This window comes from Pseudomonas sp. Irchel s3a18 (assembly GCF_900187535.1).
Classification (GTDB): domain Bacteria; phylum Pseudomonadota; class Gammaproteobacteria; order Pseudomonadales; family Pseudomonadaceae; genus Aquipseudomonas.
This window is the reverse complement of record NZ_FYDV01000002.1, coordinates 108472-131285: the sequence shown is the minus strand read 5'-3', so window position 1 is coordinate 131285 and position 22814 is coordinate 108472. Positions and strand designations below refer to the sequence as shown.

The 22814-nt window shown below is 60.8% G+C and carries 20 protein-coding genes; 8 read left to right on the top strand and 12 right to left on the bottom strand.

The annotated features are described in order from the left end of the window. The first annotated feature begins 154 nt into the window (after window positions 1-154). On the top strand, window positions 155-2197 hold the full coding sequence (locus CKW29_RS03695; protein ID WP_095144006.1) for a c-type cytochrome: 2043 nt from the start codon (window positions 155-157) through the stop codon (window positions 2195-2197). Window positions 2198-2248: 51 nt separating this feature from the next. Here CKW29_RS03695 and CKW29_RS03690 read toward each other — a convergent pair whose 3' ends face one another. Both CKW29_RS03690 and CKW29_RS03685 read right to left on the bottom strand, forming a co-directional pair. After that, window positions 2249-3385, bottom strand: a complete 1137-nt coding sequence (locus CKW29_RS03690) for a catalase family protein (protein ID WP_095144005.1) — start codon at window positions 3383-3385, stop codon at window positions 2249-2251. A 28-nt stretch (window positions 3386-3413) separates the two neighbouring features. Beyond that, window positions 3414-5222 (bottom strand): di-heme-cytochrome C peroxidase, encoded by a 1809-nt coding sequence (locus tag CKW29_RS03685; RefSeq protein WP_095144004.1) that lies wholly within the window; start codon window positions 5220-5222, stop codon window positions 3414-3416. Between the two features lie 271 nt (window positions 5223-5493). Here CKW29_RS03685 and CKW29_RS03680 point away from each other — a divergent pair, with 271 nt between their 5' ends. From CKW29_RS03680 to CKW29_RS03660, 5 genes are all read left to right on the top strand, one after another. After that, window positions 5494-6207 (top strand): FKBP-type peptidyl-prolyl cis-trans isomerase, encoded by a 714-nt coding sequence (locus CKW29_RS03680; protein ID WP_095078378.1) that lies wholly within the window; start codon window positions 5494-5496, stop codon window positions 6205-6207. 291 nt (window positions 6208-6498) lie between these two features. Next, complete coding sequence (locus CKW29_RS03675) at window positions 6499-6954, top strand: YkvA family protein (RefSeq protein ID WP_095147960.1); 456 nt, start codon at window positions 6499-6501, stop codon at window positions 6952-6954. 115 nt (window positions 6955-7069) lie between these two features. Beyond that, entirely contained in the window at window positions 7070-7411 is a 342-nt protein-coding gene (locus CKW29_RS03670) for a helix-turn-helix transcriptional regulator (protein WP_095144002.1), read from the top strand. After that, window positions 7408-7779, top strand: coding sequence for a hypothetical protein (locus tag CKW29_RS03665; RefSeq protein ID WP_003223109.1), 372 nt, complete (start codon window positions 7408-7410; stop codon window positions 7777-7779). Before CKW29_RS03670 ends, CKW29_RS03665 begins: the two co-directional genes overlap by 4 nt. Further along, a complete protein-coding gene (locus tag CKW29_RS03660) occupies window positions 7780-8181 on the top strand; it encodes a sel1 repeat family protein (RefSeq protein ID WP_095144001.1) in 402 nt (133 codons plus the stop codon). It abuts the gene before it with no gap. A gap of 38 nt (window positions 8182-8219) precedes the next feature. On the opposite strand, the gene CKW29_RS03655 is transcribed toward CKW29_RS03660, so the two are convergent. Continuing rightward, window positions 8220-9977: a bifunctional diguanylate cyclase/phosphodiesterase gene (locus tag CKW29_RS03655; protein ID WP_095147959.1), complete on the bottom strand. Its 1758-nt coding sequence runs from the start codon at window positions 9975-9977 to the stop codon at window positions 8220-8222. A gap of 131 nt (window positions 9978-10108) precedes the next feature. Next, window positions 10109-12196 (bottom strand): carboxy terminal-processing peptidase, encoded by a 2088-nt coding sequence (locus CKW29_RS03650; RefSeq protein ID WP_177452390.1) that lies wholly within the window; start codon window positions 12194-12196, stop codon window positions 10109-10111. Window positions 12197-12334: 138 nt separating this feature from the next. On the opposite strand from CKW29_RS03650, the gene CKW29_RS03645 reads away from it, so the two are divergent. Next, window positions 12335-13297 (top strand): NAD(P)H-quinone oxidoreductase, encoded by a 963-nt coding sequence (locus tag CKW29_RS03645; protein ID WP_095143998.1) that lies wholly within the window; start codon window positions 12335-12337, stop codon window positions 13295-13297. Between the two features lie 60 nt (window positions 13298-13357). On the opposite strand, the gene CKW29_RS03640 is transcribed toward CKW29_RS03645, so the two are convergent. The 6 genes from CKW29_RS03640 to CKW29_RS03615 all read right to left on the bottom strand — a co-directional run bounded on the left by CKW29_RS03640 (window position 13358) and on the right by CKW29_RS03615 (window position 18698). Continuing rightward, a complete protein-coding gene (locus tag CKW29_RS03640; RefSeq protein ID WP_095147957.1) occupies window positions 13358-14011 on the bottom strand; it encodes an HAD family phosphatase in 654 nt (217 codons plus the stop codon). Window positions 14012-14125: 114 nt separating this feature from the next. After that, a complete protein-coding gene (locus tag CKW29_RS03635; protein WP_095143996.1) occupies window positions 14126-15115 on the bottom strand; it encodes an ABC transporter ATP-binding protein in 990 nt (329 codons plus the stop codon). Further along, window positions 15112-15912, bottom strand: a complete 801-nt coding sequence (locus tag CKW29_RS03630; RefSeq protein ID WP_095143995.1) for an ABC transporter permease — start codon at window positions 15910-15912, stop codon at window positions 15112-15114. The genes CKW29_RS03635 and CKW29_RS03630 overlap by 4 nt, the downstream gene beginning before the upstream one ends. Further along, the gene (locus CKW29_RS03625) at window positions 15899-16735 is read right to left on the bottom strand and encodes an ABC transporter permease subunit (protein ID WP_176465276.1); all 837 of its coding nucleotides are present in this window, start codon (window positions 16733-16735) and stop codon (window positions 15899-15901) included. Before CKW29_RS03625 ends, CKW29_RS03630 begins: the two co-directional genes overlap by 14 nt. 5 nt (window positions 16736-16740) lie before the next feature. Continuing rightward, complete coding sequence (locus CKW29_RS03620) at window positions 16741-17547, bottom strand: alkaline phosphatase family protein (RefSeq protein ID WP_095147956.1); 807 nt, start codon at window positions 17545-17547, stop codon at window positions 16741-16743. A gap of 83 nt (window positions 17548-17630) precedes the next feature. Continuing rightward, a complete protein-coding gene (locus tag CKW29_RS03615; protein WP_095147955.1) occupies window positions 17631-18698 on the bottom strand; it encodes an ABC transporter substrate-binding protein in 1068 nt (355 codons plus the stop codon). A 361-nt stretch (window positions 18699-19059) separates the two neighbouring features. Between CKW29_RS03615 and CKW29_RS03610 the strand changes: the two genes are divergently transcribed. After that, the gene (locus CKW29_RS03610; protein ID WP_095078366.1) at window positions 19060-19773 is read left to right on the top strand and encodes a UTRA domain-containing protein; all 714 of its coding nucleotides are present in this window, start codon (window positions 19060-19062) and stop codon (window positions 19771-19773) included. 584 nt (window positions 19774-20357) lie between these two features. On the opposite strand, the gene CKW29_RS03605 is transcribed toward CKW29_RS03610, so the two are convergent. Together CKW29_RS03605 and CKW29_RS25760 are read right to left on the bottom strand one after the other, a co-directional pair. Beyond that, window positions 20358-22514, bottom strand: a complete 2157-nt coding sequence (locus CKW29_RS03605) for a mechanosensitive ion channel family protein (RefSeq protein ID WP_095147954.1) — start codon at window positions 22512-22514, stop codon at window positions 20358-20360. 76 nt (window positions 22515-22590) lie between these two features. After that, the gene (locus CKW29_RS25760) at window positions 22591-22767 is read right to left on the bottom strand and encodes a hypothetical protein (protein WP_172736429.1); all 177 of its coding nucleotides are present in this window, start codon (window positions 22765-22767) and stop codon (window positions 22591-22593) included. Between the last annotated feature and the right edge of the window lie 47 nt (window positions 22768-22814).

Sequence of the window (22814 nt, the reverse complement as noted above, 5' to 3'; positions counted from 1 at the left end):
TCTCCAATGATTCATGTCAACGGCCACCCCGGCCAATTCCTATAGAAACAAAGTGGGACCTGCAGGTCCCGGTTCTTGCCTGATGAGGCGATAAAAACCAATAGGAAACTGGCCAACGGGACGACCCGTCGCCAGACCCAAAAGGGGTGTTTCAATGGATTTGAATTTGCCGCGACTGGCCATGCTGGTCTCGTCGTTGTTGTTTGTGCATCAACTCAACGCCAGTGAGCCGGCTTCGGCAGCGGCAACCCAGCCAGGTACGCTGATCGAGCAGGGTAAGTATGTCGCCCAGCTCGGCGACTGCATTGCCTGCCACACCGCCAAGGGCGGCGCGGTCATGGCCGGTGGCCTGGAGTTGAAAACACCGATGGGCACGCTGTATTCCAGCAACATTACCCCGGACCCGGAGACCGGAATCGGCCGCTACACGTTCGAGCAGTTTGACCGAGCCATGCGTGAAGGTGTCACGCCGGCGGGCGATAACCTTTACCCGGCGATGCCTTATCCGTCCTACGCGAAAATGAGCGAAACGGACATGCGGGCCCTGTATGCCTATCTGTTGCAAGGGGTCACCCCCGTCAAACAAGCCAATCTACAGGCGGACATGAGCTGGCCGTTCAACCAACGCTGGGGGCTGTGGTTCTGGAATCGGCTGTTTGTCGATCACATGCCCTTCGAACCCGACCCGGCCAAGGATCAGCGAGTGAACCGTGGCGCCTATCTGGTGCAGGGGCTGGGGCACTGTGGTGCTTGCCATACGCCACGAGGCATTGCCTTCCAGGAGAAGGCCATGAGCGATGCCGGTTCCAGCGGCGAGCACTATCTGGCCGGGGAAACCGTGGAACAGTGGCGCGCGCTCAGCTTGCGTAACCTGTGGACCGTCGACGACACGGTGCAATTGCTCAAGACCGGGCAGAATCGCTTTGCCACGGTGTCGGGCAACATGGCTGAGGTGATCCATCACAGCACCCAGCATTTTACCGACGACGATCTGATCGCGATCGCGACCTACCTCAAGTCCCTGCCGGCTGGCAAAGATGACCTGCCGCCGCAAGCCCTGCCGCTTGCCCCGGCTGAACCTCCGGCGACGCTGTTCAGCAGCCGCGGCGGCCTGGGCTACACGCAGTTTTGTGCCGACTGTCATCGTCCGGACGGTGGCGGTGTGAATGCGATGTTCCCGCCGCTGGCGGGTAATCCGAGCGTAGCCTCGGCCGACCCGGCGTCGTTACTGCACATCACCCTGACGGGCTGGAAAACCGCGCAAACCCAGACCCATCCCCGGGTCTACACTATGCCCGGATTTGCCCGGCTCTCTGATCAGGAAATCGCCGAAATCCTCAGTTTCGTGCGCGCAAGCTGGGGTAACAGCGGCTCGGCGATCAGCGCCGCGCAGGTCAAACAGATGCGCGGGCAACTCAAGCCGGTCACCGACTCTTCAACCTTTGAAACGCCTCGTCTGGCCGACATGCTGGTCGCGCCCAACGCGCAGCAGGTGGTGCGTGGCATGCGCCTGCACCTGCAAACCAAGGCACTGTTGCCGGACAACGTGGGCAATGCCCTGAACTGCACCAGTTGCCATCTCAACGCGGGCACCGTCGCGGACGGCTCGCCCTTTGTCGGTGTGTCGGCATTCTTCCCGGGTTACGCGCCCCGCGCGGGCCGGCAGATCACCCTGGCCGACCGGATCAATGGTTGCTTCCGGCGTTCGATGAACGGGCAACCGCTTCCCGTGCAGTCGGCGGACATGCAGGCGATGATTGCCTACTTCGACTGGATGAAGCGCAACACCCTGCCCGGGGACAAGGTCGCCGGGCGTGGCGTCGGCAAAGTCGACACGGCGATCAAGCCCGACCGGGACAACGGTCAGCGGGTGTATGCCAAGCAATGTGCGGTGTGCCATGGCGCAGCGGGCGAAGGCCTGAAGCGTGCCAGTGGAGAGTGGGTGTTTCCGCCACTCTGGGGCGACGAGTCATTCAATATCGGCGCGGGCATGGCGCGGACCTATACCGCCGCGGCGTTCGTCAAACGCAACATGCCAGTGGGCTTTCACGAGCAGTTCCCGCTGGGGCAGGGTGGGCTTTCCGATCAGGAGGCGGTGGACGTCGCGGAGTACTTCTCGCATCAGCCACGTCCGGACTTCCCGGACAAGGTCAAGGACTGGCCTGAGGGTGGCAAGCCGGTTGACGCGCGCTACTGAGCCTTGATGGGGCTGAAGCCGGCACTGTGGACAGGCCGGCTTCAGGTTGCGCTATTGTTCGGCGTTGCGCGCGTTCCGGTAGTCGCTGACGGCTTCATACACCGCTTTGCGCAATCGGTTGATGCCGCCAATCGGGCGATGGGCTTCAAGGCCGAACCAGGGGTTGAATGACAGGTTGTCGCATTGCAGGTTCTGCGCCGGCGTGTCGAAGTCCTGGGCGGGAATCCTGATCCGTGCCACGGTTTCGAACGGTGCATCGCTTTCGCGCCATTCAATGCTGGTGTCTTCGATCGGCATGTACTGGCTCGGATCCTGGCGCTGGATCTGCAGGACAAAGCAGGCCGGGACCCGATCCGTCGACAGTTGTTGGGTCAGTGCACTGCGCAGGAAGTTGGGCAGTGCCTGATTCTGCGCAGGCAGGGTGTAGGCCGGGCAGCTGTCCGGGTCCGGCGCGACACGAAATTTCGCATTGGCGCTGCCGAACTTGTAGGGCGACACCGAAAAGTAGGTGGTCTGGGTCGGGCTGGCCGGTGCGGGCGCCAGTGTCGCCAGGGCGATGAACAGGTGGCGAACCTGCCAGGTCCGGGGATCCCAACCGGGGAAAAACGCCATCACTTTTTTGCCGTCAGCCTGCGCGGCGACGTTCTGACGGTATTCGGCGACATCGCTGACGAAGAAGTTCGGGTGGTTGAACATCACGAAATCCTGTTCGCCACGGCTTTGCCGGTCCTTGAGCAACTGCGTACCTGGCACATCGAGCAATTTGAGCGCCATGCCACGGGCATCGCGCAGGCTGTCGAATTGCGGGTATGGGCTGCCGTTGGACAGGCGCAGGGTGGCTTGCCAGGTCTTGCCGGCCTCGCTGAAAACGCCTTGGCGCAGTTCGGGCGTCAGGTCCCCCAGGACCTGGACTTCAGCGTTCAGGCAGCCGTGAGCCTTGGCATGGGCGTCACGCAAGTAGCGGGTGTTCTCCCGGTGCGAGTCGACGATGCGCACGGCCGTCTGAATGACATCCCGGGTCATTGCCGCTTCGTCGGCGGGTATCTGTTCCTGGGCAGACACGGGCCCGCGGTGCTGCCAGGCAGACCAGCCGGTTGCCACGGCCCAGCCCAGCAGGCCGAGGCCCACCACAAACAGCACGGCCTTGCCCAGCAGAACGCACATGCGCAACCACAGTGTCATCAACATGCAAAACTCCTTGGGTTCGAGTCGAGGGTCATGGCAGTTGCGCCTCCAACGGGCCACCAAGCACTTTCAGGTACTCCAGCAGTGCCCAGCGCTCCTGTGGTTGCAGCAAGCGTCCGATGACCCCGTTGCCGCGTTCGCCGGCACGGAATTCGTGACCGCTGTTGTGGTTGCCGGTAATTCGCGTGTCGAACTCAAAACCGTTGGTAAAGGCTTGCGTGCGATACCCCAGATGCTTCGGGTCGTACTCGAAGGTGCCTTTATAGAAGGTGGTCGCCCGTTCATCCTGGGGTGAGAGCAGCTGGTAAATGCTTGGCACCGATCCGTTATGCAGGAAGGGCGCCGTTGCCCATACGCCCGCCAGGGGCCGGGCTTTGTAGGCAGTCTTTTCGCGCACCCCGATGGGCAGGCCAAAACCGTCCATGGTCGGACGTTCCTCGGGCGTGACAGCGGCCTCGCGATAAGCGCGGCGCTCAACGAAAGCGGTGACGTAGGCCAGGCCTTTGGCGACCGAGAGCTGGCTCAGGTCCAGCGGTTCCTCGGGCGCGGGCTGCAGCTTGACATCGAGGTTGGCCAGTTCCGCCGGGTCCCATTGCAGTGAGCGCAGGTCGAACCGGTGGTTGGCAATGTTGTTGGCCGCACCCGGGTCGGTGCCAATCACCTCGACCGGGAGCATTTTCAGCTTCTTCTCCGGTCGCCCATTGGCCTGGGCCACGCTCGGAACATGGCAGCCGGCGCAGTTTTCGGCGAACAGTGCGCGCCCCTGGGCCGCCAGCGGCTTGTCGATGTTGCCAAACAGTGCTTCGGGCCAGGCGGGCGGTTGGAGGCGTTTCAGGGTTTCTTCGATCAGGTGCAAGTCGCGCACACGGACGCTGGAGGGGTAGCGCTCGTCGCCCTTGAGCGGTTGGCCATTGGCATCGAAGAAGTTCAGCGTCGCGCCGACCCCCAGGGCTTCACCGACATTGCGGGCCATCGGTTGCTGGGCCGAGCCGTTCCATTGCACCCAGTCGAAGGTCCAGATATCCCAGAGCTGTGGATAGTCCACCGGGGCGTTGGCGACGCGGTAGTTGTCGGGGGAAATGGCGTCGCCGAAGGCGGCGTTGGCGATGCGTCCGAACGCGTCGGTGCGCCCGGGGCCTTCTTCGGTCGGGTAGAGACCGCGATGGGTATCGTTCCAGGCGACGCCCAGAAAGATGTCCAGTGAGGCCTTGACGTCCTGGCGCAGTTGCGAGTGCCCGGCGTCGTAGTCCTGGCCCAGCACATTGCGGGCGAAACGCTCGAATTTCCACGGGTTGTAGTAGGTAGAGGCCAGGCTGGCGACCAGCGCTTGGCCGAAGCTGCCGCCTTGCAGTGTCGGTACGCTGGAGGGCAGTACATGTTGTGCGGTACCGCCATCGATACGTACGGCCTGGCCTTTGAACCGCAGTTCTCCGGTGTGGCAGGCGGCGCAGGTAATATCCAGAAACTCTTCTTTGCTGCCGGAATTCTGATGGCGGGTGAAGCCTACCGGCAGGTTTCCAGGGTTGCCTGGCGTGGCTTTTTGCGCCGGATCCACCAGGAAACCGAAGCGCGCCAGGTACTCGGGCGCGGCGAAGCGTTGCTGCGAAAACGGCAGTTCAAGGGCGTTGAACCAGGTGTAGCGCAAGCCCTTGACCTGGGTACCCTGGGGCGTGAAATAGAACGTCTGACGGTCGTCGGCGCTCCATTGCGGCAGGTAATGAACCTGCTGGGCGGGCGTATAGGCCGGTAGTTTCGGGTTGGCAACGTAGTACAGCACCACGGCCAGCGCGACCAGCAGCAGGGCCGCGATCAGTAACAGCACACGGAATAAGAGGCGCAAGATAAACATCCTTGTCGATTAAGTATTTTGTTATGCCTGAGGCGTAGTTCAGCAGCAAGTAGCCATTACGCCAGATGTCGTGCGAATCGGCATCCGCAACCATGGGGGTAGGCTGACAGAAATTTCATGCTCACACCTGAGTAAAACGCGTTAAAAGACCTGAACTTATCGGACGTTTCCTGCTCTCATGCCGGTAGCCATTGGTCGTGGCGGCCTGATAAGCTCGCGGCTTTACTCGATTGCCCTTTAGGCGCATGAACAAGGAAATAGCATGAAACAGCATCGGTTGGCGGCGGCGGTGGCCCTGGTTAGCCTGGTACTCGCGGGTTGTGACTCGCAGACCAGCGTTGAGCTGAAAACCCCGGCGCAAAAAGCTTCCTACGGTATCGGCCTGAACATGGGCAAGAGCCTGGCACAGGAAGGTATGGATGATCTGGATTCCAAAGCTGTAGCCCAAGGCATCGAAGATGCCATCGGCAAGAAAGAACAGAAGCTCAAGGATGATGAACTGGTCGAAGCTTTCGCTGCGCTGCAAAAGCGCGCTGAAGAGCGTATGGCCAAGATGAGCGAAGAGTCGGCTGCCGCCGGCAAGAAATTCCTCGAAGATAATGCCAAGAAAGCCGGTGTGACCACCACGGCTTCCGGCTTGCAGTACGAAGTCGTCAAGAAGGCCGATGGCGCTCAGCCGAAGCCGACCGACGTGGTGACTGTTCACTACACCGGCACCCTGACCAACGGCACCGTTTTCGACAGCTCCGTCGAGCGTGGCAGCCCGATCGACCTGCCGGTCAGCGGCGTGATCCCGGGTTGGGTTGAAGGCCTGCAACTGATGCACGTCGGCGAGAAGTACAAACTGTACATTCCTAGCGAACTGGCCTACGGCGCACAAAGCCCTAGCCCGGCAATCCCGGCCAACTCGGTGCTGGTATTCGACCTGGAACTGCTGGCGATCAAAGATCCTGCCAAGCAAGACGCCGAGAAGTAATCAGCGTCTGGTATGACAACAACGCCCCGCTCATCCGGGGCGTTGTTGCATCTGGTGTCCGGTGGCCGGGCATTCGATTGAACGGATGCCCTGGGCTGGCGTCATAGCACTGAAAGTAGTGCCGATAGCCCGTAAGGTTGCCAAGTCAATGAAATATTGGGTTTTTTTATGTGAGTAAAAAACGCCCGATCTGACCGGGGCCCTTGTAAAGCGGGGCTTTGAGGCGTGAAATAGGGCTCTGTTCACAAGGTTATCCACAATTTGTGTGGATAACATTTCAGTGGAGGGATGATGAAAGCACCCTGGAGTTTCGCTCGATTTCTGCCGCTGGCCGGTCGATTGATCAGTCGTGGACGTTTGCCGACACTGCTGTTCGCAGTGGCCCGCAAGGGCGCCAATCAAGGCTGGCGGCTGGGTAAGCTCAAGGATGACCTGCGCTTGCTGCAGGCACTGTGCCTGGCGTACTGGCGTGGCGAGTACCGTGCCATCAGCCCCAAGGCGTTGGTGGCGGTGGTAGCGGGGCTGATGTATTTCCTCAGCCCGATTGATGCCATTCCTGATTTCCTTCCCCTGTTCGGCATGTTCGATGACATCGCCGTGCTCGCCTGGTTGATGAAAACCCTGGCCGATGAACTGGATGCTTTCCGTGTCTGGCGCAGCCGTCAGCGGCCGGAAAAGCTGGCCGTGGTGGAGCGGTTGCCCGATACACCGGAGCAACTGCAACTGCAGGGCCCGAAAAAAACCTGAGCCGAATCAGGTTCATCTGCAGATTGATCCCCCCTCGCGACCTTGGCGGCTGTTAGGATTACACTTCTAAGGAAAAGTGCCGACTCGCTAAGTGTTGTTGTCCTACGGGGTAGTCATGGATATTCAGATCATTGCACGTGATGGCGAGCCCGAGTATGCGGTGTTGCCATGGGCTCAGTATCAAGCGTTATTGAAAGCAGCAGGCGTTAGCGAATCACCTGCACGTGAAGCAACAGCTCGTCACGTGTCCTCCGCAGACCAGGAACTTCCCGGTCTGGATCAACTACGCAGTTTGCGTGAAGCAAAGGGCATCGCGATCGAAGCGCTGGCCCGCACGGTAGGCATCAGTCCTTCTTACCTGGCCCTGATTGAAAGCGGCGAGCGTCAACCTGACGCTGCGATCCGCCGCAGCCTGGCCTGGGAGTTGAAGGTGCAGGGATGGAGGGATGAATCGTGAGTGTGCGAATCAGTCGTCAACATTGGGACGGTCTATTGGGCGAGCTGGACCAGGCCCGTCGACAGCGTCACCTGCTGACTTACCGTGCGTTGCTCGAGCGCTTGCAACTCCCCACGCCGGCCATGCAAACCCTCACTGCGGCCCTTGAACACCTGGCGGCTCTGGATGCCAAGGCCGAGCAGCCCCTGCGCAGTTCGCTGGTGATCAGCCAGGGCGCCAGTCGCCTGCCGCGCACCGGTTTCTTCGAATGTGTCGAGCGCCTGGGACGGTTTTCCGGGCCGTCCGATGGCGTCGCGGCGGCATCCTGGCATGCCTCGGAAGTGGTTCGGGTGTTTGAATACGAATACCCTGAATCCGCGGAGGCCTGAGTGTTTCTACGACTCAAGGCGCATGTCGGTTACTGGCTGGCACGCCGGTTGTTTCACTGGTCGTGGTTTGTGCGCCAGCCGCGCGGCTGGCACTGGCTCGAAGGCCAGTTCGCACGCATGGCCAACCTGGGAGATGTCGGTGCCCAGAGCTTCTATGGGCACATCCTGACGTTTCGCGGCGTCGGCCTTGGTGCTCGTGAGGAGGGCGTGCGCTTGCTGCGCCTGGCCGCCTTGGCGGGCGATGGCAAAGCAGCCTATCAGGTAGGCGTGATCAGCCTGGCCGGAACGCCGGGCAAGGCCCCGGACGCTGCCGAGGCGGCGCGCTGGTGGCGGATGGCAGCCAAAGCCGGGCATCCCCTGGCCGAGCACAAGCTCAAGGCGCTGGAGCCTGGTTCGCACTAGCCTTGCCGGCGCTGGCGATCTTGCGGGCGCCCGGGTTTTCAGGCACTCGCCAGGCTATCAATCACATGCACGCTATACCCCGGCACATGCTTGGCGTGGTGCTTGGCATGTGACGCCAGCTCTGCCAAGCGGCTGGCATCGAGTTGTCCGCAAGCCTGTGGGTGCAGATGCACGACGCCGATGGACAGGGACAGCAACGCATATTCCTGGCGTACACCCTGGCGATTGACGGCGATAAAGCAACCCGCCTCCAGGTGCTCGGCGCGGTAGAAGCGCCGGCATTGACTGTGGAAGTCGTCATGCAATTGGTTCAGGCGTTTTTGCCAGTCTTCCGGGCCCAGTACCAGCAGGAAGTCATCGCCGCCGATATGGCCGACGAAGTCGCGACCGGGATCGATACATTCGTTCAGGCATTGCGCCAGGCAGAGCAGGACTTCGTCGCCACGGCCGTAGCCATAGATATCGTTGAATGGCTTGAAACTGTCGATGTCGACGTAGCAGATCACCGACTCGCGGCGCTGTTGCAGCAACCGGGTCAGGCACTGCTGGATGGGCACATTGCCCGGTAGCAGGGTCAGCGGGTTGGCGTATCGGGCCTGCTGGATCTTCAGTTCGGTAATCAGTTTAAGCACGTCGATCACCCGTCCCAGCCCCAGGTAGCGACCAGTGAGGGTGATGATGAAGTCCTCTTCGATGCGCTGGCGAGCGCGGCTGGTGATCAGGCGGCTGACCTGTTGCAGCGACTGGCTGAGCTCCACGGCGAGGAAGTCATCGTTCATCAGGCGGCTGATGGGTTTACGAGCGAACAGATCGGTGGCAAACGGCTTGAGCAGTGCGTCCGAGAGTGAATGACGGTGAACGATGCCGCAGGGTTGGCTCCGCTCGTCGAGCACCGCCAGCGAGTTCAGGTTGGCTTGGCGGCGAAAGGCTTCGAGCACGTTGGCCGTCGGCGTATCGTGGCGCACGGCAGGTTGCTCGTTGAGCAAGGCGCTGAGGTCGCGCAGTTCATCGTTGAGCGCCACAGCGCTGCTGTCGTGCCTGGGCAGCATGTTGCGGGCTTCCTGTGGCGGATGTTCCTGCGGCCGGCACAACAGGTAACCCTGAACCAGATCGATGCCCATTTCGCTCAGCACCGCGAGTTCTTCCGGCAGTTCGATACCTTCGGCAATCACCTGGGCCCGCGAGGCTTTGGCGATTTGCAGGATCGAGCCGACGAACTCGCGCTTGAGGGCGTCCAGGTGAATGCCGTCGATGAAATGCCGGTCGATCTTCACATACTCCGGACGTAATTCCGACCACAGCCGCAGGCTGGAATAGCCGGCTCCCAGGTCATCGAGGGCAATCGAAAACCCCATCGCCCGATAGTGATGCAACGCGTTTTGCAGCAGCTGGAAATCATCGGTCGGTGTTTGTTCAGTCAGTTCGATGACCACCTGGCTCGGCGGGATGCCGAGGTCCTGGAGCATTTGCAGGGTTCTGCCGGGTTGATGGCCGGTTTCGAGCAGGGATTCGGGGGAGACGTTGAGAAACAGCTTGCCTGGCAACCGCTGCTCGCTGAAGCGGCGGCAGGCGCTGTGCCGGCAGGCGATCTCCAGTTCGCTGAGGCGCCCGGCCTGGCGGGCCACGGAGAACAGGGCGAGCGGGGAGTGCAGGGGGTTGTTGGAAGGGCCTCGGCTGAGGGCCTCGTAACCGAGAATGCGTCGTTCAGAGAGCGAAACGATGGGTTGGAACAGACTGTGCAAGGCCCCTTGAGCCAGAATTGAACTCAAGGCACTCAGCTGTTCGGTGGTGGTCATGGCAATCTCTGGCGATAAAAAAAGGACCGGGTCCGCCCTGTGTTGGAAGGCGGACCCGGTCCTGTATTTCACGACAGATTGATGACTGTTTGATGACGCTCCAGGGGGGGAGCGTCAACATTAAATTGCTATCACTTCTTGGCGCTGGCGACCGCCGTGTTCAGCTTCAAGTAATCCAGGAGAATCCGCCCGGTTTCGCTGAGGTAGGCGTCGTCTTCCGGCTTGGTCTTGTCTGGCTCGGCGGCGATGGCGTCTTCGTCTTCTTTCTTCAGCTCTTTGAGCGGCGCTTCACCCTTGGCCTTGCGACGCAGGTTTTCCATCGCCAGCTGTTTGGCCTCGATGTCGGCGTGCTGAGCCCGGCGCTCGGCTTCGTTGAGGCTGACGGTTTTTTCCGCCATCAGCTTCTGGGCCAGTGCCAGTTTGTCGCGGATGAACACGAACTCTGCGTCCTTGTTCGTGCGCGCATCATGCTCGGCCTTGAGCTGGGCGAGGAAGGGTTTGAACGGATCGACGGCAGGCTTGATCGCAGGCCGAATGGTGTCCCACGGCATCGCTTCGGGCAGGGCGCTTTCACCGATTTCCTTGGTGTCGATCAGCGACGGGTAGTCGATGTCCGGCAGTACGCCCTGATGCTGGGTACTCTGGCCGGAAACCCGGTAGAACTTGGCCAGGGTCAGTTTCAGTTCACCATGGTTCAGCGGCTGAATGGTCTGCACGGTGCCTTTGCCGAAGGTCTGGCCGCCGATGATCATCGCGCGGTGGTAATCCTGCATGGCGCCGGCAAAAATCTCCGAGGCGGACGCAGACAGACGGTTGACCAGCAACACCAGCGGGCCTTTGTAGAAGGCGCCGGGGTTTTCGTCTTCCAGCACGTCGACCCGGCCATCGGCATTGCGGACCAGCACGGTCGGGCCCTTGTCGATGAACAGGCTGGTCAGCTCGGTGGCTTCCTGCAGGGAACCACCACCGTTGTTGCGCAGGTCGATGACGACACCGTCGACTTTGTCCTTTTGCAGTTCGGTCAGCAGTTTCTTGACGTCGCGGGTGGTGCTCTTGTAGTCCGGATCACCGGCACGGAACGCCTTGAAGTCCAGGTAGAAGGCCGGGATCTCGATGACGCCCAGCTTGTAGTCCTTGCCGTCTTGCTTGAGGTTCAGCACGGACTTCTTCACCGCCTGGTCTTCGAGCTTCACCGCTTCGCGGGTGATCGGCACGATCTTGCTGGTCTGGTCGTTCGGTGCGTTGCTGGCCGGAATCACTTCCAGGCGCACCACGGTCCCTTTAGGCCCGCGGATCAGCTTGACCACTTCGTCCAGGCGCCAGCCGACCACGTCGACCATCTCTTTGTTGCCCTGGGCAACGCCGATGATCTTGTCGGCCGGGGCGACCATCTTGGTCTTGTCGGCCGGACCTGCCGGTACCAGGCGCACGACTTTTACCTGATCGTTGTCACTCTGCAACACGGCGCCGATGCCTTCGAGGGACAGGCTCATGTTGATGTCGAAGTTTTCCGCGTTATCCGGTGACAGATAGTTGGTGTGCGGGTCGTAGGACATGGCGAACGTGTTGATGTACGCCTGGAAGATGTCTTCCGCGCGAGTCTGCCCCAGACGCGACAGCTGGTTCTTGTAGCGCTTGGTCAGGGTTTCCTGAATCTGTTTCGAGTCCTTGCCGGCGATTTTCATGCGCAGCACTTCGTCCTTGACGCGTTTGCGCCACAGGTCGTCGAGCTCGGCAGTGGAGGTGAGCCACGGAGCGTCCTTGCGATCGATCAGCAAGGTTTCCTTGGGGGTGAAGTCGATCTTGTCGACGCCTTTGTTCAGCTCGACCAGGGCGAATTCCAGACGCGCTTTGACGCGGTCCAGATAACGCTTGTAGATCGTGAACCCGGCGTTCAGGTCGCCGCTTTTGAGGAAGTCGTCAAACTGGGTTTTCCATTTGTCGAATTCGGCGATATCGCTGGCCATGAAGTAGCTGCGCGACGGATCCAGCAGCTTCAGGTAGCTGTCATAGATGATCAGCGAACGGGCGTCATCCAGGGGCGGCTTGCTGTAATGATGGCGCTTGAGCAACTCGACGACGTTCAGGCTGGCAATCACCTCGTCACGACCGGGCTGAAGCTTGTCCCAACTATTGGCTGCGAACGTATCGGGCGCGAGCGACAAGCTGCCCAGGCCAATGAAGAGAGCGAGTGCGGTGCTGGAGAACAAATGCTTCATGCCGATTCGACGCGGGGACAATTGATAACGCATATTAGGCCGTCTTTGAAGTCGCCGGTTCCACAAGAACCGGTCGCATAATGCAAAAAACCCGGCGCTATAGCACCGGGCTCAGTCCAGACTCACTATGGAGGCACTGTGAAGGCATTGCAAGGCGTTGACGGACATGTGGCGTGGGTTGAAGCGCCGACACCGGTCTGTGATGTGGGGCAGGTTCGCATTCGTGTGGCGGCTGCGGGCTTGAATCGGGCGGACTTGCTGCAGAGGGCCGGGCTCTACCCTGCGCCTCCCGGGGCCAGCCAGGTGTTGGGGCTGGAGTGTTCCGGGGTGATCAGCGAGGTCGGCCCGGGATCTTCCTGGCAGGTCGGTGATCGCGTGTGTGCGTTACTGGCCGGCGGCGGGATGGCTGAAGAGGTGGTGGTCGACGCTCGCCACGTATTGCCAGTGCCAGAGGGCTTGTCGCTGACCGAAGCGGCAGCCTTGCCCGAGGTGTATAGCACGGCCTGGTTGAACCTGTTTCAGCTGGCGGCACTCAAGCCGGGTGAAAAGGTGTTGTTGCATGCCGGGGCAAGTGGTGTTGGTTCAGCCGCCATTCAGCTGTGCAAGGCGTTTGGCAACCCGTGCTGGGTCAGTGTCGGTTCCACCGACCGCCTGGCCTACTGCCAGGCGCTGGGTGCGCAAGGTGGCGTCGTGCGCACCGATGGCCTGGAAGGCTTGAGCGAGCTGGGACCCTTCGATGTGATTCTCGACCCGGTGGGGGCCAACTATGCCGAGTTGAACCTGAAGGTATTGGCGCGTGATGGGCGTTGGGTGTTGATCGGATTGATGGGCGGTCGAGAGACCCGGCTGGACCTGGCGCAAGTACTGGCCAAGCGGATCCAGCTAGTGGGTTCGACCTTGCGCAATCGTGACGATCAGTTCAAGGCTGATCTGCTCAGCGATCTGAGCGTGCATGTCTGGCCACTGTTCACCGAAGAGCGCCTGAGCCCGCAACTGGTCAGGGCCTTCCCGATCCAGGACGCCGAAGCGGCGTTTGCCGAGCTGGCGAGCAACCAGGTATCGGGCAAGCTGGTGCTGGTGATTGACGAGAGTCTGGCCTGACGACACTGGCGATCGTTCCCATGCTCGCGTGGGAACGATCATCGCGGGCAAATCTTGCTCCTACTTCCAGAGATGGATCGGCCAGCCGGCCTTTTCGGCATGTTCGCGCAGTACCGGATCCGGGTTGACCGCATGGGGATGGTCGACCTTGAGCAGCAACGGCAGGTCGTTGCGTGAGTCCGAATAAAAGCTCGCGCCTTCAAGGTTTTCCTCTTCGGCGTCCAGCCACTCCAGCAGGCGCGTGATTTTGCCTTCGCGGTAGGTCAGGGTGCCGACGGTCTGGCCGCTGTAGGCCCCTTGCCGGACCTCCAGCTCGATGCCGAGAATTTCGTCGATACCCAGGCGCTCGGCAATCGGCCCGACCAGGTGGGTGCCCGAGGCGGAGATGACCAGGATCCGGTCGTCGGCCTTGCGGTGGGCGGCAATGGTCCTGGTGGCCTCGCTGAAGATGATGGGCTCGATGAAGTCCTCCACCCAGGGCTCGACCAGGTGCCGGACTTCTTCCGGTGTCCGGCCGATCAAGGGTTCCAGGCTGAACGTCATGTACTCCTCCATTCGCAGCTTGCCGTGACTGTAGGCGTCCATCAGCGCGTTGTTCTGGCGCATGAACGACTCAGGGTCGACCCAGCCCAGACGGCCCATCTGTTCACTCCAGAGGGTAGCGCAGTCGCCATGGATAAGGGTTTCGTCCAGATCAAAAATTGCCAGGGCCATCAGTGGGGTTCTCTCTTGAGAACAGCTTCAAGCGGCAAGCTTCAAGCTGCAAGGTGGATAGAGGTAGTCGGCAGTTTAGACTTGCAGCTTACAGCTTGAAGCTTGCAACTGCTCTTAAGCTACCTCACACAGGGCAGTGGGATCGATGGAAAGTGCCAGGCGTTGACCGTCGGCATGCAGGTCAGCCGCCGAGCGGTTAAGCACATCCACCACCAGTTCCACACCGCGCGCTTCGATCCGATAGCGAATCACATTGCCCAGCAGGCTGTGGCTGCGGATCAACGCATCCGGCTGGCCATCGAGGCTCAGCTCGATGGCTTCCGGGCGAATCGCGATGCGGCTGTTGATGGGCCGTTGCAGCAGTTGGCTGGCGCTGGCGGCGTCGAGCAGGTTGTAGTTGCCAATGAAGCCGGCCGCGAACGCATCGACGGGTGCGGTGTAGAGCGTCTCGGCATCGCCGCTCTGTACGATCTTTCCCTGGTTCATCAGGAAAATCCGGTCAGACATGGTCAGGGCTTCTTCCTGATCGTGTGTGACGAAGATGGTGGTCAGCCCCAGTTCGCGCTGGATCTGCCGAATCTGCTCGCGCAGGTGTTTGCGGATTCGCGCATCCAGCGCCGACAACGGCTCATCGAGCAGCAACAGGCGCGGGCGGGTGACCAGTGAACGGGCAAGGGCCACGCGCTGGCATTGCCCCCCGGACAGTTGATGGGGGTAGCGCGCGGCGAAGTCGGTCAGTTCCACCAGTTGCAGCACTTCCAGTACGCGCTTGCGACTGTCGTCGGCGTTGACCTTTTGCATGCGCAAACCGAAGGCGACGTTCTGCTCCACGGTCATGTTGGGGAACAGCGCATAGCTCTGGAACACCATGCCGATCCCGCGCTTCTGAGGGCTGAGGGGCACCAGGTCCTGGCCCTCAAGCAGGATCTGGCCACCGTCTACCTCGGTCAGCCCGGCGATGCAGCGCAGCAGGGTGGATTTGCCGCATCCGGACGGACCGAGCAGGGTGACGAATTCGCCTTTCTGGATTTCGCAGTTGATGTCGCTGAACACGGCGGTGCCGGCGTAGCTTTTTTGCAGGTGTTGGACGCTGACGAAGCTCATTGGCTTTTGTCCTTGTTCAAGATATTGGCAGCCCAGGTCAGAACCAGCACAAAGAAGAAGTAGGAGATCACCAGCGCGCTGGTGAAGTGACCGCTGCTGTTACGCATGTTGTTGAGGTAGACCTGCAGGGTTTCGTAGCGAGTGCCGACGAGGATGTTGGCGAACACGAACTCGCCGAACAGAAACGAGAACGACAGCAGCAGTGCCACCATCAGGCCTTTGCGCAGGTTCGGCAGCACCACCAGGAACGCCGCCTGCCAGGTACTGGCGCCCAGCAGCTGGGCGGCGTCCATCAGGTCGTGCAGGTTGATCGCTTGCAGGTTGTTGGTGATCGCCCGGTACATGAATGGCAAGGCCACGGTGAAGTAGCACCCCACCAGAATCCACGGCGTACCGACCATCGCGAACGGCCCCGAGCCATAGAGCTGCAACAGCCCCACCGAAGACACCACTGGCGGCACGGCAAAGGGCAGCAGGATCAGGATGTTCATCAGCGCGTCGAGTTTCGGAAAGTGGTAATGCACCACGAACAGCAGCGGCAGAATCAGCACCACGGAGAGTATCAGCGCCCCCACGCACACCAGCAGCGATTGACCGAAGGCCGCGAGAAAGCGCGGGTCGCTCCACAGCTGGATGTACCACTTGAAGGTAAAGCCGCTGGGCAGGACAGTCGCCGACCAACTGCTGGCGATCGAGTAGATCAGGGTGCCGGCCAGTGGCAGCAGCAGAATGGCAAACAGCAGGTAAACCACCACGCGGTGGTACACGGCGACAGAGCCGGATTCAACGCGAGACATGGTAGCTCCTCTTCAACAGCAACTGATGGACCACGGTCACCAGGGTCATCAGGCTCACCAGCACGACCGCCAGGGCACTGGCCATGTTCGGGTCCAGGGAGATGTCACCCGAGACCATTGCCGCGATGCGGATCGTCAGCACGTTGAAGTTGCCGGTGGTCAGGGCATAGACAGTGGCGTAGGCACCCAGGGCATTGGCCAGCAGGATCACGAAGGTCCCGAGCAGGGCCGGGGTCAGCACCGGCAGGCCAATGTGCCGCCAGAATTGCCAGCTGCTGGCGCCCAGCAGCGCCGCCGATTCACGCCAGTCTTCGCGCAGGGCGTCGAATGCCGGGTACAGCAGCAGGACGCCCAGAGGAATCTGGAAGTAGGTGTAGAGAATGATCAGCCCGGTTTTGGAATACAGGTTGAAGTCCTGGATGATCCCGGCCTGCTTGAGCATGATGGTAATACTGCCGTTGAAGCCCAGTAGGATGATGAAGGCAAAGGCCAGGGGCACACCGGCAAAGTTGCTGGTCATGTTGGCAAAGGCATTGACGAAGTTGCGCAGTTTCGAGTCGACCCGGCGCAGCGAGTAGCTGCCCAGGATTGCAATGAAGATGCCGAACACGCTGGACCAGAAGCTGATCTCGAGGCTGTACTGGATGGCCTGCAGGTAGAACTTCGAGTTGAAGATCCTGTGGAAGTTGGCCAGGCCCCAGCCGAACTCTTCCGATTGCAGGCTGTTGATCATGACCCAGCCCAGCGGGGCGATCTGGAACACGAAAAAGAACAGGGCAAAGGGCACCAGGCACAGGGCGGCCAGCCATTTGCCGCGAGTCATGGAGTTCACTTGAGCAGCTCCCTGCACACAGGTTTGTCGTGGTCCACACCCAGCAGTTCGCAGACGGTGCCGCAGATGTCGGTCTGTCTGGGTGCGGCGCCGGCATCGAGACTGAAGGCATCGCCAAGGACGAACAGCGGCACTTCCCGCTCCTCGGCGAGCAGGCCGTTGTGGGAGCGGTCGTTGTTCATGCCGTGGTCGGCGGTCACCAGTACCTGGTAGCCGGCGTCGAGCCAGCCTTGCAGGTAGTCGGCCAGGATGATGTCGGCCGAGCGGGCGCTGTTACGGTATTGCGGGGTATCGAGGCCGTGCTTGTGCCCGGCATCGTCGATGTTCATCGGGTGCACCAGCATGAAATTGGGTGCATGGCGCAGACGCAGGTGTTCGGCATCGGCGAACAGGTGCGAGTCGGGGTAGTGATCGTTCCAGTAGAAGTGACCGTGCTGGATCGGCAACGCCGTGTCGTCGGTGTGTCGGTCCCGTGCCGCCACGAACGGCGAGCGGTTGTACAGCTCACTGACCCAGTGATAAGCCGCCGCCGCAGTCGTGAGGCCGGCCTCGGTGGCGTAGTGATAGATGCTGCGCTGATTGGACAGGCGCGAGATGTTGTTGTGGACGATGCCGCTCTCGATCGGTGGCACGCCGGTGAGGATACATTCGTAAAGCGGTCGGGACAGGGAAGGCAGTTCGCACTCCAGTTTATAGAGTGCCGCGCGTCCTGCGCCGATGTAGGCCTGCAAGTGCCCCATGGCGTGTCGGGCAACCTCGTAGTTGAGGCCGTCGAGCACGACAAGGATGACGTTATGCTTCATAGGGGCGATGACTCCGAAAACGAAACTGGATCAAATCGTCGCAGGAACTGCCGCAGCCTGCGGCAGCTCCTGCAGATACAGCATTACTGCATGTTGATAATGACTTCTTCCTGCCACATCTGAGGGAGAGCCTTGGAGGTCTTTTCCCATGCATCTGCGTCTTTGATCGGGGTCACGTTTTTGTACTGCTCGTTAGGCAGCAGCTTGGCTTTCACGTCTTCCGGCAGTTTGATGTGCTCGGCGCGAATCGGACGGGCGTTGCCTTTGGCCAGGTTGATCTGGCCGGCGTCGCTGAAGATGTATTCGCGGGCCAGTTTGGCGGCGTTCGGGTTCTTCGCGTACTTGTTGATGATGGTGGTGTAGCCGGAAATCACCGAGCCATCGGACGGGATCAGCACCACATAATCATCCGGATTGGCCATCTTGGCCTTGTAGCTCAGGCCGTTGAAGTCCCAGACCACGCCGACTTCGATCTCACCCTTTTCCATGGTGGCAATCGTCGGGTTGGCCATCGACAGGCGACCTTGCTTGGCGATATCGGCGAAGAGCTCCAGCGCCGGTTGAATGTTCTTCTCGTTACCGCCTTTGGAAATGGCGGCGGCCAGCACGCCGTTGGCCGCTTGCGCGGCGGTGCTCACGTCACCGATGGATACCTTGTATTTACCCGTCTTGAGGTCAGCCCATTTTGTGGGTGCTTCGGAACCGTGCAGCAGCTTCTTGTTGACGATGAACGCGATGGTGCCGGTGTAGGCCAGTGCCCAATTGCCGTCCTTATCCTTGGCCCAGGCCGGAACCTGATCCCAGGTGCTTGGCTTGTATGGCTGCACCACGCCTTGCTTGACCGCGATCGGACCAAACGCCGCACCGACGTCGCCGATGTCGGCGCTGGCGTTGTCTTTTTCGGCGGCGAACTTGGCGATTTCCTGAGCCGAACTCATGTCGGTGTCGATGTGTTTGAGGCCGTAGGTCTTGGCCAGGTCTGCCCAGGTGCCTTTCCAGTTGGCCCAGTCATCGGGCATGCCGACGCTGTTCACGGCGCCTTCCGCGCGCGCAGCGGCTTCCAGGGTTTTCAGATCGGTATCAGCGGCCATGGCGGCGGTGCACATGGCAATGGTCGAGCCTAACAGTGATGCCAGGAAAAGCTGTTTCATCGAAAGCTCCTTTGGGCGTATTCAACGCTGCGTTTTATCGAACGTTTGCGGTTGGGTTGGTCTAGGTCAGCAATACCTGAGCCAATTTAGGTGCGCTGGATGACACTTTGATGTCGGCCTTGCGCACTCCAGCTTTTCTTTCGCTTGGGCGCAATGCTCGCGAGGTAAGCGTAGACCATGGTTACACTCCCGGTTTTCAAGGACTTGGTCGTTAATTTGCACAGACCTTGCGTCGCCATCCGGCGGCTTTGTCATGGATCAGTCATATGGATTGCCTAGGCTTGCGCTACGTTTGAGGAGGCGTCTTTTGGCGCGTTCCGGCCCCGAATCAGTGCTGGTCTAGTCCAGATAGGTAACGTTGATGCGTGAAGAGGCAATCAAGGCGGTGACAGCCATCGGTCAGGTCCTGCAGGAACAGATCGATCATGGCTTGCTGGCACCGGCGAGCAAGCTGCCGGCCGAGCGCAAGCTCAGTGAGCTGTTCGGCACCACGCGCATCACGGTGCGTGAGGCGCTGTTGCAGCTCGAAGCCCAGGGGCAGATTTATCGTGAGGAGCGTCGCGGCTGGTTTGTGTCGCCCCCGCGCCTGGCCTACAACCTGATGCAACGCAGCCATTTTCACGCGATGGTCAGTGCCCAGGGGCGGGAGCCATCGACCGAGGTGATCTCGGCGCGTTTGCAGCCGGCGTCGGCGGCGGTGTGTGGCTGGTTGCAGTTACCGGCGCTGTCGAGTGTGATTCAGATCTGCCGGTCCCGGCGCATTGATGGGCGGTTGGTGCTGTATGTGGAGCATTACCTGAATCCGCAGTTTTTCCCGGGGATTCTCGAGTTCGATTTGAATCAGTCGATTACCGAGTTGTATGCGCGGCATTACGATTTGCATTATGGGCGGGTGCGGTTCGAGATTGTGCCGACGTCGTTACCGGTGGATGCGGCGGCGGCGTTGCGGGTGTCGCTGGGGAGTCCGGGGTTGCGGATTGCTCGCGTTAATTATGATCAGTATGAGCGGTTGATTGATTGTGATCTGGAGTTTTGGCGGCATGATGCGATTCATGTGGGGGTTGATGTGGTTTGAGTGGTGGCTCTTGCGGGTGTACATATCCGTTGCTGCGGTCACGGCGACTTATGGTTTCGCCTGACGGCGACTCACTTTTTTTACAAGCGCCTAAAAAAAGTAAGCAAAAAAACGCTTCGCCCCGAGCGTCCGGCCCCTCGCCAAGGCTCGGGGTTCCCTCGGCTCCGGCATTCCTCAGGGGGCATCGCCCTCCGGTCGGCTTCGCTCGACCTCCATGCGATGTCCTCGACTGCGTCAAGGGGCGCTGCGCGCCATTCCCCTGATGAACGCCTGCGCTCGGCCTACCGATGGGGCGGGTGGATCAAAAGCCAAAGCAAGAGCGGCAGGCGAGCTAACGCTCGGCCTGTTGAGTGGGGGGCATGCAGGTATGCAGGTGTGAGGTACTCAGGTGTGAGGTACTCAGGTGTGAGGTACTCAGGTGTGAAGTGCACAGGTGTGAAGTGCACAGGTGTGCAGGTATAGAGGTGTGTTGTTTTGCTTTTTGTGGCGAGGGAGCTTGCTCCCGCTGGGCTGCGGAGCAGCCCGCTTTGGTTGGTTGTGCGGGAGGGAGGTAGGGCTGAACGCTTCGCGTCCGCTTGTAAGGCTTATTCCTTCGCTTGCCCGCCACCGGCGGTCATCACTTGAATGTTCATCCTCGGTGTCGCCAGGTCCAGCCCGGCTTCGTCGAGGTGGCGTTTGAGGGACAGGTTGAATGCCCGCGACACTTCCCACTGCTTGATCGGTGCGGTCTTGAATCGGGCGCGGAGGATGGCGTTGCCGGATTCGAAGCTTTCCACGCCCTGGATTTCCAGGGGCGACCAGATGTTGCGTCGTTGCAGGGGGTCGGTGCGTATTTTCTGGCCGACTTCGCGCATCAGTTTGATGGCGTCGTCGATTTCCATGTTGGAGGGCACGGCCACGCGGAAGATGGCGTAGCCGAATTCCCGTGAGTAGTTCTTGATGCTTTTGATTTCGCTGAACGGGATGGTGTGGACGATGCCGTCGATGTCCCGCAGGCGCACGGTGCGGATGGTCAGGCCTTCGACGGTGCCCAGGTGGCCGCCGACATCGACGTAGTCGTCGATGGCCAGGGAGTCTTCGATGATGATGAACAAGCCGGTGATCAGGTCGGCCACCAACGACTGCGCACCGAAACCGATGGCCAGGCCGATCACGCCGGCACCGGCCAGCAGTGGCGTGACGTTCATGCCCATGTTGGCCAGGGCCACGATCAGCGCAACGATGAAGATCGCCACGAACAGCACGTTGCGGATCAGCGGCATCATGGTCTGGGCGCGGGCGTTGGCCAGGCCCTTGCGCGAGCGGGTGAGGGCGTGGTGCACGGCGGTGTCGCTGAGGATCCAGATCAGCCAGGCGAAGATCAGGGTGCCGGCCAGGCTGAACAGTTTGACGCTGACATCGTGGCCTTCGCCTTCGGTGAAGCGGAACAGTGACAGGCCCCAGACCCGCAGGCCAAGTTCGATGAACGCCAGCCACACCAGCAGGTGTACCAGGGTGTAGACGAAACCCTTGAGGCGCTCCGAATACAGGGCGTGGCGCTTGGCACTGCGTTGCGGCTTGAGCGCCTGGCGGCGGACCAGGCCGTTGACGACCATGCATACCACCAGCAGCACGGTGCAGATCAGCGATTGGCGCAACGCCGTGCTGGTATCGCCGGCTGACAGGAAGGTGGCAAACAGCGAGACCCCCACCAGCACCAATGCGGGCAAATACCAGAAGGTCCCGAGAATATCGATGGTGTCACTCAATGCCCGGCGGGTCAGGCGCCTGGCCAGGGGTTGGTTGCGGATCAGGTGGGCGATGGGCCGGCGAAAACGCAGGATGAACAGGCCGGTGAACAAGGCGGCCAGCACATTGGCCACGGTCGCGGTGCTGTGGGCCAGGTGGACACCGAGGCTGGTGACCAGTCGCGGGTCGTTCAGGGCTTCGCCGAAGGCGGCGAAGCTGCCGATCAGCCACAGTGGGCGGAAAGCCTGATGCCGCAGGATGTACAGGGCGCGGTGGCGGTGCGGGCCGTCGAGCAGGGAAAATGCGATGACGCAGACGGCCGAGAAACAGGTGCCGACCACCAGTGCATAGGCCAGCACCATGGCCAGGTATTTCCCCAGCGACGACGGCAGCGCGTAGCTCATGTACACGGTGATCAGCAGGGCGATCAGCCAGGGGCCGAGTTTGCGCAGGGCGAACCGCAGAAGGTCCCAGGTCTTGGGGTGTTGCGGCAATTCTTCGGTCAGGCCGAAGCGCATGCGTAAACGATGGCTGAGCCAGATCAATGCGGCCGCCAACAGGCTCCAGAGCATCAGGATCAGGGCGAAGGCAAAGACGATGGGCAGCCATTCACTGGCGGGCAGTAGCAGCGCGTTGAACTCTTCCTTGGCCAGGTCGAACTCGGCGGACCAGCGCGCGAGTGGACTGGCGTCGCCGTAAAACTGTTTTTCGAGGTTGCCCAGGGTACTGCCGATCAGGCCGAGCACCCCATCTTCGGCGGGCGGCTGGGCTTGCTTGGTGGCGTCGCGCAACTTCTTCAGGTCAGCCAGCAGCCGGGTCCGTTGCTGATCGTTTTCCAGCGCCTTGATCACCTCGTCCAGCGATTGCCCCAAAGGTTCCGTGGCCTCGGGCTGGGCCTTGGCCGAGCCGCCAAGCAGGCCCGGCAAACCGACCGCATGGGCGGGTGCCATGGGCAGCCACATCAGCAGGCAAATCAACAGTGTGGACGGCAGGGCAAGCAGGCGAGCGAACACGGGGCGGTCAACCTCGACAGGTAAAGGTTGACCGAGTGTACGAGGGGGGTAATACCAATGCGAGCGCAGTGCGCTTTTATTCGTTGAGTTTGGCGAGAATCTTGATCACGACGGTGGCGAGGATGATCAGCATGCCGACCCACATTGCAAACACACCGGCGTTTTTGTCGCGAAAGTTGAAGCCGATGGCCAGCAGGATCATGCCCGTCAGAATGGGGATGAGCAGGGCGTTGAACAGAGACATCGAGATCATGGCGATGGCCTTAGAAATATACAGGTTTGAGTTTAGGTGGCTTTCGT